The sequence below is a fragment of the Terasakiella sediminum genome (assembly GCF_033100395.1).
In the GTDB taxonomy this organism is placed as follows: domain Bacteria; phylum Pseudomonadota; class Alphaproteobacteria; order Rhodospirillales; family Terasakiellaceae; genus Terasakiella.
Genome location: NZ_JAWLVJ010000004.1, coordinates 114,012 through 128,366, shown reverse-complemented (window position 1 = coordinate 128,366; position 14,355 = coordinate 114,012). Strand labels below are relative to the sequence as shown.

Below are 14,355 nucleotides of genomic sequence, written 5' to 3'. Positions count from 1 at the left end.
GAGCACCTCTATAAAAATAACGGCTTAGGGGTGAATGCCCCAAACACAAGCTTGCGTCAAATAAAAAGTATAAATCGAATACAAAAAAGTATTCCAGAACACGTTAAGGCAAAAAATGGACAAAAAAAATACCTTTGGACAACTCCAAAGGCATTCCTCTCGTTTTTAGCGATAAAATCCTAAAAACTGGTCGGGGAGACAGGAATTGAACCTGCGACCCCTTGTACCCAAAACAAGTGCGCTACCAGGCTGCGCTACTCCCCGACGGCCCGGAACATAGAAATAGTTTGGCCCCTTGGCAAGAGAAAAATTCAAAAAAAATGAAAAAAATTATTTTCCGATAATTACCTCGTCTCCAACCTTGATTCCAAAGTCCTCTGCGCTGCCGCCACGAAGCTCAAGAACAGCAGAAATCCGCCCTCCTGAATTGATCTGGCGTGTGGAGTTGGGTTGCGTTTTCTCTTCGATGTAACGAATGCGACCTTTGCGGTTGATGAAGAACATATCAAGCGACATAGGCGTATTCTTCATCCACATGGTCACGATGCGGGGTTTTTGATAGATGAATAACATTCCTGATTTCGCAGGCAGGCTTTTTCGGTGCATCAGGCCTTTGGCTTTTTCTTCCGGTGAGATGGCATATTCCACATTAAAGGTGATACGTCCTTCGTTTGTGACGATGGTAATCGGACCTGCCCCACCCGCCTGTGCGTTGATTGTGAATAAAATCGTAAACAGGAAAAGACCAGTGAAGAGTTTAATCGGTATATATTTAAACAAGCTGTTTCTCCGAATCCGGTTGTTTTATTGAGGATTAGCGCCTTTTCAAGAATGCCTTAAAAAGGTTTTTTGCGCAAATCTATAGGAATCTACGTAGCGCGGGATGGTAATTTGGCATCAAAACTACCTTATTTGTACATATACGAATGAAATGAAAAAGAAAGTTTCGCATTTTCAGTTTGCTATAGATTAACGAATTGTTATCTTTTATGTAATTCTCGCTCTCGCCATCTGATGGCCTGAGAACTTAAAATAAACAACAGGGGATATCCCGTGGCCAGTTCTATTAGCCTTTGGGTCTTTCTATACGCATTCTGGTTCCTGCTTTCAGGACACACAGCGCCCCTACTTTTGGGGTTTGGTGCGGTATCCTGTGCATTGGTCGTTTATATAGCGCACCGCATGGATGTGATTGATCACGAAGGGCACCCGTCGCATTTATCTTTAAAGATTTTACCCTACTGGGTCTGGTTATGTTGGGAAATTGTAAAAGCCAACATTGATGTGGCAAAAGTGATTCTGTCACCTAAACTGCCAATCAGCCCGGTTATGTTCAAAACAAAAGCCAATCAGTCTCGTGAATTGGGTCAGGTGATTTACGCAAATTCCATCACGTTGACACCAGGTACCGTTACCGTAGGCCTGGAAGATGGCGTACTTGAAATTCATGCACTGACCATTGAAGGTGCAAAAGGCGTCTTGAGCGGTGATATGGATCGTCGTGTCTGCAAGGTCAAAGGCGAAATGGAGGGACACGACGAATGATGTTTGTCGCTGCAGCAGCTGCTTTAATCGTTGCGATCCTGTTGGGTTTGTTGCGTGCCATTTTAGGCCCGACAATCTATGACCGCATTCTCGCAGGAAATATGATCGGAACGCTGACGGTGATTTTGATCGCTGTTCATGGTTTTTTGGCTGGCCGACCGGAGTTTCTGGATATCGCGCTTGTATATGCGTTGATCAACTTCATCGGTACAATCGCCATTTTGAAATATTTCCGTTTCAAGGATCTGGGCCATGCTGGCGAAGATCACGGAAAAGCAAAGGAGGACGCGTAAATGGATATGGTCCTCAATATCTTGAGCTGGGTTTTTATTCTGGCAGGGTCTGCTTTCGTTATTATTGGGGCAATTGGCGTGATGCGCTTGCCCGAAGTTTTCACCCGCTCCCATGCGGCCGGTATGGTTGATACCTTCGGCACGGGGCTTATTTTGCTGGGGCTGATGTTCCAGGCGGGCGGCTTTAATCTGGTTTTGGTCAAGCTTGTGATGATCGGGTTCTTCTTGTTCTTCACCAGCCCCGTTTCAAGTCATGCGCTTGTACGTGCCGCTATGGCCGACGGTGCAAAACCGCTTCTTAAAGAAGGTGTCGAATTGGAAGGCGCCCTGAAAGATGAAGGAGACAAGCCATCTTAGAATTATTGAACATAGTCCTGCTTTTCTTTATGGCTGTAACGGCGCTTGCCATTCTGCGGATGAAGAACCTGTTTGCAGTGGTCATGATGGGGGGCATCTACAGCCTTCTGTCTGCTTTGATCTTTGTAAATCTGGATGCGGTTGACGTGGCCTTTACCGAAGCGTCTGTGGGGGCTGGTATTTCGACTGTACTGATGCTGGGTACGCTTGCGTTGACGTCGCGTGAAGAAAAACAGGAAAAAAAATCAACACATTCGATCTGGCTACCGCTGATCGTATGTATCGCGACAGGTGCAGCCCTTGTGTACGGGACGCTGGATATGCCCCATTACGGTGATCCAAATGCCCCTGTTCACCAACATGTTGCACCCCGTTTCCTGACGGAATCCATGGCCGAAGTCGGCATGCCGAATATCGTAACATCGGTTTTGGCGAGCTATCGCGGGTTTGATACGCTTGGGGAAACAACGGTGGTCTTCACGGCTGTTGTGGGTGTTCTTATTCTTCTGACCGGGCGTCGTCGCCGCAACAAGAAGGAAGAACCCACCCTTGAAGAACTGGAAGAACGGGAGGATCAATTATGATGCAACGTAAACCCATTCTTCGGGTCACAGCCAAGGTTTTTATGCCCTTTATCCTGCTTTTTGCGCTTTATGTGCAGTTTCATGGGGACTTTGGTCCTGGTGGGGGCTTTCAGGCTGGTGTGATTTTCGGGTCCAGTTTCATTCTTTATGCGCTGATCTTTGGTCTGCATGATGCGAAACTTGTGATGCCGTCTGTTGTGCTGGAAATTGTTTCTGCCCTTGGGGTGCTGTTGTATGCCGGAACGGGCGTCATCAGCTTTTTCGTGGGTGATAATTTCCTGAACTACAATTCACTGGCCCATGATCCTCTTCATGGACAACACTATGGTATTTTGTTGGTCGAATTCGGCGTCGGGATGACCGTATTTTCATCCATGACACTGATTTTCTACACCTTTGCAGGACGGGGGCGCTAAGACATGGAGTCTTTAGAAATTTTGTCGCCCGGCCTTTATAACTATTGGATCGTTATCTTTTTGATGATGGTCGGGTTTTACATTGTTATCTCACGCGGGAATTTGGTGAAAAAACTGGTGGGTCTGAATATTTTCCAGACTTCGGTTTTTGTTCTCTATATCTCCATGGGGAAGGTAAGCGGCGGTACCGCGCCGATTTTTGGGGAAGGTTTTGAGACTTTTTCCAACCCCCTGCCCCACGTATTAATCCTCACCGCCATCGTTGTCGGTATTGCTACAACTGCGCTTGGCTTGGCTTTGGTGGTTCGTATTCGCGAAGAATACGGCACCATTGAAGAAGAAGATATTCATGCGCAGGAGGAAGAATCTTAATGAGTGCCCATCTTCCTGTTTTACAAATCATCATCCCGCTGATGGCCGCTCCGCTTTGCGTGGTGTTCCGCCATCGTGATATTGCGTGGCTGATTGCTTTGATCGTAAGCCTTGTCTGTTTCGGGATTTCCTTAATGATCCTGGATCAGGTGTTAACACAAGGCGTGTTATCTTATTTCCTGGGCGGCTGGCCTGCCCCTTGGGGGATTGAATTTCGCATTGATGTGGTAAACGCCTATGTTCTGGTGATTGTGGCGGCCATTGGTGCGATTGTTTCCCTATATGGACGTCACAGTGTCACAAAGGAAATCCCGCAGGAACGAATTTACCTGTTCTATACCGCTTATCTCCTCTGCCTTTGTGGTCTGTTGGGGATGACGGCAACGGGTGATGCGTTTAACCTGTTCGTTTTCCTTGAAGTTTCGTCGCTTTCTACGTATGCCATGATTTCACTGGGCAAAGACCGTCGTGCTTTGACGGCGTCTTATCAGTATTTGATCATGGGGACGCTGGGGGCGACTTTCTATGTGATCGGTCTTGGTCTTCTTTATATGATGACCGGAACGCTGAACATTGCTGACCTGCATGACAAGCTGGCCGATATGGATGGATCCATCCGCACACTTCAGGCGGCACTTGCTTTCCTGACTGTGGGCTTGAGCCTGAAGCTGGCCTTGTTTCCGCTGCATCTGTGGCTACCAAATGCTTATACCTATGCCCCAAGCACAGTGACGGCCTTTTTAGCGGCAACAGCAACCAAGGTTGCGGTTTATGTCATGCTGCGCGTCTTTTTCACCATCTTCGGGGTGGATATTTTTGAAGAAACCGCCTTGGCTGATGTGCTGATGGTCTTGGCCATTGCCGGGATGTTTGTGGCCTCTACGGTTGCGATCTTCCAGGATAACATGAAGCGTATGCTGGCTTATTCATCTGTTGCACAGATTGGCTACATCATGCTGGGGATCAGCTTGTTGAACGTAACCGGGGTTTCTGCAGGTATCGTTCACCTGTTGAACCATGCGATCATGAAATCGGCCTGTTTCCTTGCGGTTGGCTGTATTGTTTATCGAATGGGGACATCGAGTCTGTCTGAACTAAGCGGTGTGGGTAAAACCATGCCTTGGACGATGGGCGCCTTTGTCGTGGGCGGTATGAGCCTGATTGGTGTGCCGCTGACCGTTGGCTTTATCTCCAAATGGCAGCTGATCTCTGCGGCCATGCAGGCCGATATGATGCCTGTTGCGGTTCTGATTTTGCTGAGCTCATTGTTGGCTGTGATCTATGTCTGGCGCGTGATTGAAATTGCTTATTTCCGTGCGCCTGCCAATGGCACAGGCTTGAAGGAAGCACCACTTTCCATGTTGATCCCACTTTGGGTGATGGCAGGTGCGTCTGTTTACTTTGGTGTCGATACGGGCATGACGCTTGGTGTCGCCGAAATTGCAGCTGAGATGCTGGTTGGAGGTGCGCCATGAGTATGGAACTTTCCATTATCCTGTCCATGGTCATTCCGGCCGTGGGTGGGGTGCTGATCGCCTTGACGGGTAAAATCCCGAACTTGCGTGAAAGCGTTACTCTGATTACAGCGGTTGCTTTGTTTCTGAACGTGCTCAGTCTGCTGGGTCCGGTGATGGATGGTGCAACGCCGGAAGTAACCCTGATCGAAATGTTCCCGGGCCTTGAGATCGCCTTTAAGGTCGAACCGCTGGGCATGATGTTCTCCCTGATTGCCTCTGGCCTTTGGATTTTGAACTCGATCTATTCCATCGGTTATATGCGCGGCAATAAAGAGAAACATCAGACACGTTTCTATATCTGCTTTGCCGTTGCAATCTCTGCAACATTGGGTCTGGCGTATTCTGCTAACCTTTTGACCTTGTTTATCTTCTACGAAGTTCTGACCTTCAGCACCTATCCGCTTGTCTCCCATAAGGGTGATGAAAATGCGGTCAAGGGTGCGCGGACCTATCTGGGGATTTTGGTTACGACTTCTGTTGCCTTCCTGTTCCTGGCGATTGCCTGGACTTATGCGGCAACAGGCACCCTTGATTTCGTTTCAGGCGGTATCTTGGGTGGCAAGGTCGAAGGTGTGATGATGGGCCTGCTTTTGATGCTGTTTATCTACGGTATCGGTAAAGCGGCTGTCATGCCAGTGCACCGCTGGCTGCCTGCGGCGATGGTTGCACCAACGCCTGTTTCTGCCTTGCTGCATGCGGTTGCGGTTGTGAAATCCGGTGTGTTCTCGGTCGTGAAAGTGATCGTTTACACCTTTGGGATTGATAATCTGGTGGATTCAGGGTCAACCGATTGGCTGGTCTGGATTTCAGGCTTTACGATTATCGCAGCTTCCATGGTGGCGCTGCGTCAGGACAACCTGAAGCGTCGATTGGCATATTCCACCATTTCGCAACTGTCCTATGTCGTGTTGGCTGCGGCCATTCTGACGCCGATTTCGGCTGTGGGTGCGGCGTTGCATATTGCAGCCCACGCCTTTGGTAAAATCACCCTCTTCTTCGCAGCGGGATCGATCTACACGGCGGCTCATAAGACAGAGGTAAGCCAACTGGACGGGATCGGCTGGAAAATGCCGATTACCATGACGGCCTTTGCCATTGGTGCCTTGTCCATGATTGGTCTGCCGCCAACGGCAGGCTTTATATCGAAATGGTATATCGTTCAGGGCGCTATGAGCTCGGAAAACTTCCTGGCGCTATCGGTTGTGGTTTTAAGTACGTTGCTGAACGCGGGATACTTCCTGCCGATCATCTACAAAGCTTTCTTTAAGACTGCGTCAGCAAGTGGTGATCATCATCATGACGATCACGGGGAAGCCCCCCTGCCGATCGTGATTGCGATTACGTCAACGGCCTTGCTGACCATCTTGATGTTCTTCTTCCCGGATGTGGCCCTTAATTTGGCCCAACAAATGATTGGGGGTGCACAATGAGTGACGACAAACAAGACATTCACTGGCTTTGTCGCCCAGAAACCATAAAAAAGCTCTGGATCATCGGGATTGTCATTCTTGTGATCACGGTTGCTTTGGAATTCACCATCCATCCTCATCCGCATTTCACGGTTGATGGCTGGTTCGGGTTTAACGCCTGGTTTGGCTTCCTGGCTTGCGCGGCTATGGTTGTTTTTGCCAAAATCCTCGGAATTTTCCTGAAGCGGGAGGACACATATTATGATGATAAATAGTGCGATCCCACCGGGATTGATCTTGATTGTTGGCGCGATGTTTCTGCCTTCATTGGTGGGGAATGCCCGCAAAACTGTCATGCTGCTGATCCCGGTTCTGACCATGTATATGATCTGGTGTGTGCCAGACGGTGTGCAGTTTACGGTGCCGTTCCTGGATTATACGCTGGAACCGTTGCAGGGCGATAAACTGTCGCGCCTGTTTGCGACCATCTTTACCCTGATGGCCTTTGTGGGCGGTATCTTTGCGCTGAACCAGAAAAGCCAGATTGAACTGATGTCTGCCTATGCCTATGCCGGCGGTGCCGTTGGTGTGGCGATGGCGGGTGATCTGGTGACTGTCTTTGTCTTCTGGGAATTCATGGCGATTGCTTCTACCCTTGTGATCTGGTCAGCCAGAACGGAAGAATCCTATGGGGCCTCCATGCGTTATGCCATTGTGCATTTGTTTGGTGGAGTGATCCTGATGATCGGTGTGATTGGTCAGGTTTATCATTCCGGTTCTGTTGAATTTGAAGCCATGCGGGCCGATAGCTGGTGGACATGGATGTTGCTGGCAGGGTTCCTGATCAACGCAGGCGCCCCACCCTTTTCATCCTGGTTGCCGGATGCATATCCAAGTGCGTCCTGGTCTGGCAGTGTCTTCTTGTCTGCCTTTACGACCAAGACGGCTGTTTATGTGTTGATCCGAAGCTTCCCGGGTGAAGATATCTTGATCTTTGTTGGTCTTTATATGGTTTTCTACGGCATTATCTATGCGTTGTTGGAAAACGATATGCGTCGCATTCTGGCTTATTCGATCATCAACCAGGTTGGTTTTATGGTCGTTGGTATCGGGATCGGGACGGAACTGTCACTGAATGGTGCGTCCGCTCACGCTTTTGCCCATATCATCTATAAGGCGCTGCTGCTGATGTCTGCGGGTGCGGTGATGTATGAAATCAACAAGCGCAAATGTACTGACCTTGGCGGGCTTTATAAGGCCATGCCATTGACCATGGTTTGCGGAACCATCGGGGCTTTGGCGATCTCTGGCTTCCCGCTCACATCTGGTTTCACGACCAAGACGATGATTGCGGGGGCTGCTGCACAAGAACATATCGGTTATGCCTGGTTCTTGCTGGAAGCGGCATCTGCGGGCGTATTCCTGCACGCCGGGATCAAATTCCCGTGGTTTGTGTTTTTCCAACGCGCACCGGGCTATGTGGAGCGTGAATTTGGCGCAAAACCAAAGGATCCGCCGTTCAACATGAAGCTGGCAATGGTGATCTTTGCCGCCTTCTGTATCGGTCTTGGTATCTATCCGGAACCGCTTTATGCCTTGCTGCCATACGCGGTGGATTATGTGCCTTACACCGGGACACATGTAGTTCATATGCTGGAACTATTGCTGTTCTCCGGCTTTGCCTTCTTCGTTCTGTTGAAGATGATGAAACGGACATTGACCATTACGTTGGATTTCGACTGGTTCTATCGTAAATTCTTCAATCTCATTCATGAAGAGTTTGTGGTTAAACACGGCGGTGCGGCCTTTAGAAACTTTAAGGCCACATCGATCAAACGTGTGGACGACATTGTCAAATATGTCTTTAAGCACCATGGACCGGAAGGCATCCTGGCACGTACCTGGCCGACAGGCAGTATGGTGCTGTGGGTCGCGATCCTACTTGGATTATACCTGCTGGTCTATTATGTCTGATTAGGCATTCAACTAAAAAAAAGAGGCTCTGTTTTGCAGGGCCTCTTTTTTTTGTGCGAGTTAAGACTCCAATTTAAAGTTGAGTTTTCTTAAGGTTTTATTGTATTGTTTTTTACTAATTAAGCAGTTTTGTGAAAGGTTGGGATGTGCCTCGAAAGCCACAATTGGAAGAATGGGAAGTTGCTCTGATTCGAGCTATGCTTACAACAGGTAAATACACTAAACAGCAGATAGTTGCATATTTTACGAGGCCGGAACGTTCAATCAACCAAGGGCGGATAAGTGAAATTGAAGATAACCATGAACGTTATCTTGGAATTGAGGCGGCCACTATTCAAGAGTTGGATAGTTATTTAGCTGAATGGAATACTTTACGTTTTCCATCTGCGCCAGTTGTTCATCATGGTCCTACCCATCCGATTGTTTTGGCTGAAGTATTCAAAATGCGGCGGGGAGAAATTCCAAAAATTGCCGTATCTGAAACTAGTACTGTTGAAGGCAAAGAAAGCTTTAACTGGGGTTCTGCTGATAAGTACTGTAAAACCTTGGCGGGTATGGCGAACAATAAAGGTGGGTATTTATTATTTGGGGTAAAGGACGGCTCATTCGAAATTGTTGGAATTGATAAAGATCGAATGGAAAAATTTGACCTGAAGCGAGCCAATGAATTCATTACTCGAAATTTCAATCAAGCCTTAGAGTTGGACAAAGGGTCGTTTGAAATTGGTGGTAAAACCATTGGGGTTCTTTATGTGCAATCTAGTATAAATAGACCCGTAATTTGTCGAATGGATAATAAAACTCTTAAATCTGGTGCGATTTACTACAGGTATCCGGGGGAAACACGAGAAATTCAAGCGCCAGAGCTAGAAGTTCTTTTGACAGAAAGAGATGTGATTGCTGAGCAAAGCCTTATAAAAATGGTGTCGAAAATCGGTTCCATTGGAACCTCTAATAGCGCTGTTATTAACCTTCAAAATGGTGTTGTTGAAGGAGAGAAAAGTAGTTTTATCATGGATGAAAGTCTGTTGGATAAAGTGAAATTCGTTTCTCAAGGTCACTTTGACGAAGACGAAGGGGCACCAGCATTGAAATTAATAGGGGATGTCAGACCTCTAAAAGAAGGAAGTCTAACAGTAGAGCAAACGGTGATCGGCTCTATCAATGAGCGGAATTTGTGGGCTGCTTTTTTAGGTCAGGAAAATAATTTTAATAACAAGGCATGTATTCAAGCCCAGACCCACCTTCAACCTGTGTGGCTACCCATTTATTATTTTGCAGTACTTGAGGGACTTAACCTTGAGGGATTGATAAAAATGATCGAAACAGCGGAAACACCTTATGAAGGGAAACGCAAACAAACAATCAAAAGAGTTATTTCTGGCGCTGCGCCGAAAGGGCTTTTCCTGCCTGCTGGAAATCAATATTTAATGGCCCAAATTCTTTCGGGAAATCTAATTGACGTTCGTGATGAGGATGAAGCAAAACTGTGCCTGCTAGCGCTGAGAATGTTTAGTCCGGATGAGGTGTCATTGGAACGAGTGTTAGAAATTACTCGTGAATTGTATGGACGGTTTGGTAATTCTCAAAATTTGAAAACAAGTTTTAGGTATTTGATCGCGGATTTGGACTTAAAGTGGTTCCGCCCTCAACTAGACAAATGATTGTTTACTGTCGGAGTTGTTAGCTCTTTTATCGCTTCTTTTTCTGCTGGGATGGCAAGGGTGTGGCTTGGGCGACTTTGCGCAGGTTTCCGCCCCAGGATTTGACCTGAACCGGGCGGCCGTCCTGTGATCTGAGGACGCGAGGTTTCAAGACCTTGTCCACGCCGGGGGCTTCTTTGGATTTAGTCAGGCTTTTGATCATCAGCTTGTGAGAAATCTCGGTGCGTTTACCTTTTGAGATGGCTTGCTGATAAGCTGGGTTTTTTTTACAGATGTCGCCTAGTTTATTGGCTGAGAATGACCCGAACTTGCGCCAGATGCCTTCCAGAAACGTCTCTACCGGGCCCGGCATATCGGTGTTCAGGTAAAAAGACGGCCTGCCCTGTTCAAAGGCGCGAAAGACATGGGGTTCAATGGGGCCCATGTCATCGGCGATAAAGGTGCCGGGGGCCAGTTTGCGGCCGTGATAGGCGACACCAAAATAACTTTGTGACAGAAACAACAGGCGATGCATCTTCATGGGCTGAAGATATTCGTTGTTGTTTAATGCGTGATCCATAAACCATGCAGCAACGTCATACATGGTTTCAACAGCAGCGGCCATAGGGTCCTCTTATCCATCACAAAAACTCAATCTATATATAAGATCGCACAAGAACCTTTCTACCCGCTTAACGCAGGTGGAAAAACATAAAAAAGTGAGTAATGTTTAAAGAGCGACGTTCAGGGATCCACCTCTGTTTTTGGTTTCCCCGTTAATGGCACGGGTGCTGAGATCATAAGTGGATGTTGCTTTGGCCATATAGGCCTGGAAAGCGGGTTTGCCACCACCATTTACGCCATCGCTGTCGTAATATCCGCCATCGTCATTTACAGACTTATATTCATCCTGCGCTTCTTCAAACAACATCGCAAATGTGCGTGAAGTCCCATGAAGCTTAAGGGTTTGAGGCTGTTCATGTGAGGGATTGCGGTGGCCCTGGCCCTGATCGTAACCTTCAAAGCCACGATTTTCATCTTCCCCTCTCACCCCTGTTTGGGCGAAAAGTTCAGAAACGGCACCATATTGGGAAGAAACCTGACGAGCGGCATTACCGGCGCGACTTGTTGTCACCGGTGAGGTACTAGCAGCAATTGGCTTAGTAACGCTCGACATAATTAAAGGTCTTTCCTCGTTTCGAAACTACAGACGGATGTGTGGTCCATCTGAAAAATACACGTACGTACTATCTAAACTACAGATGAATCCAGTAAAGGTCAAGCGTTCTGACCTTACGTCAGTCGCTGTATCCCAAGGGAAAGCTAGTTTTTTGATTTAATTCGGTTTTAAATCATCCGGCAATTCGGGCGGCAAATCTGGTGACATCTGCGTTTGTGGCTGGGTTTGTCGGTTTGGTGCCGACTCGGTTGCATTTTCACTATAGCTACACTGAAACGTAATGCGATTTGGTGTCATCAACGGGCAATCCCATTTATCATTTTCAATGTAATTGAGCTTGAGGCTGCGCACCATAGCCTGAATGCGTTTTGAGCGTTCTACTGACCCTTCAAAGCCGCGTCCTTCTGCTTCAGTCTGGCGTGTGACTTTTTGGAGTTTTTGGTGCTGGACAAGGTTTTGTACTTCGGTAATACGAATGCCGCATTCTTCGCGCGCCAGATCATACACGGTCTGTTTGCTGTGTTTCTGATGATTGAAGCAGATAGAAACTTCAATAGGATCATCTGGAATTTCAGTGATGCGATGACGTTTCCAGTCTTCCACATGGGGATCAAATGTGCAGGCTTGCAGGGCAAACAAACAAGCTGAAAGGGTCAGGTATTTTTTCATTTTCAATCTCTTAATCCAGCAAATCTGTTTCTTCAACAACCAATTCTTCATTACTTGAATTTTCGTTGGTGATCAGACCGGAATGAAGGCCTTTTTCCGGTTGTACCGGCGTTTTGGCATTGCTTGAGGTATAGAGTTCCAGTTTATCCCAAGGTCCGCTGATGGTGATAAAACCTTCCTGTGGGGCTTTATCTGGATTTTCTCCACGTGCAGGGATCGTGCTATTAAGCTGCACCTTGATTGACTGATCCAGGAAATTCACGCTTGCCAGTCCTTGGATATCCACAAAGGGTGCGACAAATTTGATGTCATCAGAAACAATCTGACCGCGGTCCCCTTTCAGGTGGCCTTTGATCTCTGCAAATTCAAACATGCGGATGGCTTTGCCGTTAAGGGACTGAATGACATCCTTGTTGGTGAGCATACCGTCAAGGATGGTGAATTCCCCGTGAACTCTCGCGGTTTCGATAAACTGGGAAACCTCATGGCCTTGGGATTGAACTTCGAAAAAGTAATTCAAGGCCCCGCTGGTCTGCAGGTTCATGCCAACGGCTTTGGACAGTTCCTTGATTGACAGGCCACGTGCGTCCATCCGCATGTCCATAAAGCCCTTGTCGATACCTTCATTCCAACGCAGGCGGACATTGCCGATCCCGCCCAAAATATCGATTTGTTCTGACGAAATGGTCAGGCGGCCGTCATTTACATTGACTTTGACGTTTGGCGAGATGGTCTGGCCCGTCAGAAATTCCAATCCCTGATATTTGATATCCACATTAGCGTCAAACGCATCGAGGAAGAATTTTTTAAAGTCGATGGTTTGAGCTTTTTTAAATAGCGGGCTAAGCGTTGAAATCGGTTGTGGCGGTACATGGATGGTGCCAGAGATGATCGGCAGCGCATATTTGAAATCAATCGCGCCCGTTGCATTGAGCTGAAATGGATTGTGGGTATAGATCGCATCTTCAAACTGCAGGCGTTGGTCGCGCAGGTTCAGATGGCTTTTAATCAGGATGTTCTCACTGCTGTCATCGCAGTTTTCGCGTTTTTCAAACCAGGTGCAGAAATCATAAACCGATGGAATGTCCAGACGTACATCGCCTTGCGCAACAAAGGATTGCCTGTGGGCGGCATTCCCCTGAAAATCAATTTTGATGGGCGCGGAATCAACCTGCATGGACAGTTTGCTTCTAAAACCGCGCAGGAAATCATCCGGGCGTTGCAGGCGCATGTTCAAATCGATGCTGCGGTTATTGATATAGGCGTTGCTTTTGACCGTAAAGTCTTTGCCTGCTTCGGGTTTTTTGACAATGGCTTCGATTTTCTGTGCGGAAATCACATTATGTTCGGACTTGTTCCATTGCAGGGTGCCATCGCTGATTTTTGCCATATCAAAGACGGAATCTTCGATGAAATGCAGCATGATTTCCAGATAACGGATATCTTCCTTGCGTGATGCGCTCAGGTTGGAACGGATGATTTCTGGCAAAAACGGTGTGAAGTCGCCATTGATGGTGACTTTGGGGTTATGGAGGAAAAATTCATCAATATGGATATCGCCTGCCAGAAAGCTCAGTCCGTCCATTTCCAGGCGCAATTCCTGAAAAGAGCCAAGGGTTTCCACCTCCCCAACGACGGTGCCGTAGAAATCCACGTTGTCCGCTTCAAGCAGGATACTTGGGAAAAGCTTAAAAGTGAAAGGCCCGCGAAATTGAAAATCAAGGCCTGTAGATTTTTCAAGGCGCTTTTCAATCAGTCCCTGATAGACGCTGGACGGCAGAAAAAAAGGTGTGGCTATAAGCACAACGAGGATAAAGCCAATAATCGTGATGATTTTGGATTTAATCCAGGAGAAACTTAAACCTTCGAGGTGAAGCATTTTTTACCTTAGTCCATTGAATTTGCAACGTTTGACGCGCAATTTTGGTCTACTGTACAGAGAGAACACGTACGGGACAAGATTTGTCTTAACTCGTTGTTGTTGGCAAGCCCTGTTTCTTCCAAAGTTTCAAACCACCTTTCACGACGGAGACATTCTTAAAGCCCAAATTCTTTAATGTTTTTGCGGCCATAGCGGAACGTTGGGCCGTCAGACACATGACGTAAACCTTGTGATCCATATAAGGTCTTTTGGCTTCAATATCTTCGCCCAGCTCATAAGGCTGGACGTTCAGGCTGTCTGGCACATGTTCGGTTGCAAATTCTTCTGGTGTGCGCACATCAATCATGACCGCATTTTCATCATCTTCCATCCGTGCCTTGACCGCATCGGGAGAGACAAAAGGAACGCCAGCCAAAAGACGCGGCAACAGGCGGAAGGAGGCAAATGCAATGACGACAACAAGGACGGCAGTTACCATTGGAGAATCCATCTAAGGCTTCCTTTATCATGAAAT

17 protein-coding genes and 1 tRNA gene are annotated in these 14,355 nt (G+C 47.5%); 11 read left to right on the top strand and 7 right to left on the bottom strand.

Features of this window, described 5'->3' with window-relative positions; translation table 11 throughout:
* Positions 1-187: 187 nt before the first annotated feature.
* Both RYZ26_RS04300 and RYZ26_RS04295 read right to left on the bottom strand, forming a co-directional pair.
* Positions 188-264, bottom strand: a tRNA-Pro gene (locus tag RYZ26_RS04300).
* Between the two features lie 66 nt (positions 265-330).
* Positions 331-780: a DUF192 domain-containing protein gene (locus tag RYZ26_RS04295; protein WP_317681927.1), complete on the bottom strand. Its 450-nt coding sequence runs from the start codon at positions 778-780 to the stop codon at positions 331-333.
* A gap of 273 nt (positions 781-1,053) precedes the next feature.
* Between RYZ26_RS04295 and RYZ26_RS04290 the strand changes: the two genes are divergently transcribed.
* From RYZ26_RS04290 to RYZ26_RS04240, 11 genes are all read left to right on the top strand, one after another.
* Positions 1,054-1,545, top strand: coding sequence for a Na+/H+ antiporter subunit E (locus tag RYZ26_RS04290; RefSeq protein ID WP_317681926.1), 492 nt, complete (start codon positions 1,054-1,056; stop codon positions 1,543-1,545).
* Positions 1,542-1,838, top strand: coding sequence for an MrpF/PhaF family protein (locus RYZ26_RS04285; protein ID WP_317681924.1), 297 nt, complete (start codon positions 1,542-1,544; stop codon positions 1,836-1,838). The genes RYZ26_RS04290 and RYZ26_RS04285 overlap by 4 nt, the downstream gene beginning before the upstream one ends.
* Entirely contained in the window at positions 1,839-2,195 is a 357-nt protein-coding gene (mnhG, locus tag RYZ26_RS04280) for a monovalent cation/H(+) antiporter subunit G (RefSeq protein ID WP_317681923.1), read from the top strand.
* A 5-nt stretch (positions 2,196-2,200) separates the two neighbouring features.
* A complete protein-coding gene (locus tag RYZ26_RS04275) occupies positions 2,201-2,779 on the top strand; it encodes a DUF4040 domain-containing protein (RefSeq protein WP_317681922.1) in 579 nt (192 codons plus the stop codon).
* Positions 2,776-3,195 carry a Na(+)/H(+) antiporter subunit B gene (locus RYZ26_RS04270; protein WP_317681921.1) on the top strand — a complete coding sequence of 140 codons (420 nt, stop codon included), beginning with the start codon at positions 2,776-2,778 and terminating at the stop codon, positions 3,193-3,195. The genes RYZ26_RS04275 and RYZ26_RS04270 overlap by 4 nt, the downstream gene beginning before the upstream one ends.
* A 3-nt stretch (positions 3,196-3,198) precedes the next feature.
* Positions 3,199-3,567, top strand: coding sequence for a cation:proton antiporter subunit C (locus RYZ26_RS04265; RefSeq protein ID WP_317681920.1), 369 nt, complete (start codon positions 3,199-3,201; stop codon positions 3,565-3,567).
* Positions 3,567-5,042, top strand: a complete 1,476-nt coding sequence (locus RYZ26_RS04260) for a monovalent cation/H+ antiporter subunit D family protein (protein ID WP_317681919.1) — start codon at positions 3,567-3,569, stop codon at positions 5,040-5,042. The genes RYZ26_RS04265 and RYZ26_RS04260 overlap by 1 nt, the downstream gene beginning before the upstream one ends.
* On the top strand, positions 5,039-6,514 hold the full coding sequence (locus tag RYZ26_RS04255; protein WP_317681918.1) for a monovalent cation/H+ antiporter subunit D family protein: 1,476 nt from the start codon (positions 5,039-5,041) through the stop codon (positions 6,512-6,514). The genes RYZ26_RS04260 and RYZ26_RS04255 overlap by 4 nt, the downstream gene beginning before the upstream one ends.
* A complete protein-coding gene (locus tag RYZ26_RS04250) occupies positions 6,511-6,768 on the top strand; it encodes a hypothetical protein (protein ID WP_317681917.1) in 258 nt (85 codons plus the stop codon). The genes RYZ26_RS04255 and RYZ26_RS04250 overlap by 4 nt, the downstream gene beginning before the upstream one ends.
* The gene (locus tag RYZ26_RS04245) at positions 6,755-8,467 is read left to right on the top strand and encodes a Na(+)/H(+) antiporter subunit D (RefSeq protein ID WP_317681916.1); all 1,713 of its coding nucleotides are present in this window, start codon (positions 6,755-6,757) and stop codon (positions 8,465-8,467) included. The genes RYZ26_RS04250 and RYZ26_RS04245 overlap by 14 nt, the downstream gene beginning before the upstream one ends.
* A 131-nt stretch (positions 8,468-8,598) precedes the next feature.
* Complete coding sequence (locus RYZ26_RS04240; protein WP_317681915.1) at positions 8,599-10,131, top strand: ATP-binding protein; 1,533 nt, start codon at positions 8,599-8,601, stop codon at positions 10,129-10,131.
* A gap of 28 nt (positions 10,132-10,159) precedes the next feature.
* Here the strand turns inward: RYZ26_RS04240 and RYZ26_RS04235 are convergent, their stop codons facing one another.
* The 5 genes from RYZ26_RS04235 to RYZ26_RS04215 form a co-directional block, all read right to left on the bottom strand.
* Positions 10,160-10,735, bottom strand: coding sequence for a Panacea domain-containing protein (locus tag RYZ26_RS04235; protein WP_317681914.1), 576 nt, complete (start codon positions 10,733-10,735; stop codon positions 10,160-10,162).
* A 105-nt stretch (positions 10,736-10,840) separates the two neighbouring features.
* A complete protein-coding gene (locus RYZ26_RS04230; RefSeq protein WP_317681913.1) occupies positions 10,841-11,287 on the bottom strand; it encodes a hypothetical protein in 447 nt (148 codons plus the stop codon).
* 159 nt (positions 11,288-11,446) lie between these two features.
* Positions 11,447-11,959 (bottom strand): hypothetical protein, encoded by a 513-nt coding sequence (locus RYZ26_RS04225; protein WP_317681912.1) that lies wholly within the window; start codon positions 11,957-11,959, stop codon positions 11,447-11,449.
* A 10-nt stretch (positions 11,960-11,969) separates the two neighbouring features.
* Positions 11,970-13,838 carry an AsmA family protein gene (locus tag RYZ26_RS04220; protein ID WP_317681911.1) on the bottom strand — a complete coding sequence of 623 codons (1,869 nt, stop codon included), beginning with the start codon at positions 13,836-13,838 and terminating at the stop codon, positions 11,970-11,972.
* 88 nt (positions 13,839-13,926) lie between these two features.
* Entirely contained in the window at positions 13,927-14,331 is a 405-nt protein-coding gene (locus RYZ26_RS04215) for a rhodanese-like domain-containing protein (RefSeq protein ID WP_317681910.1), read from the bottom strand.
* Between the last annotated feature and the right edge of the window lie 24 nt (positions 14,332-14,355).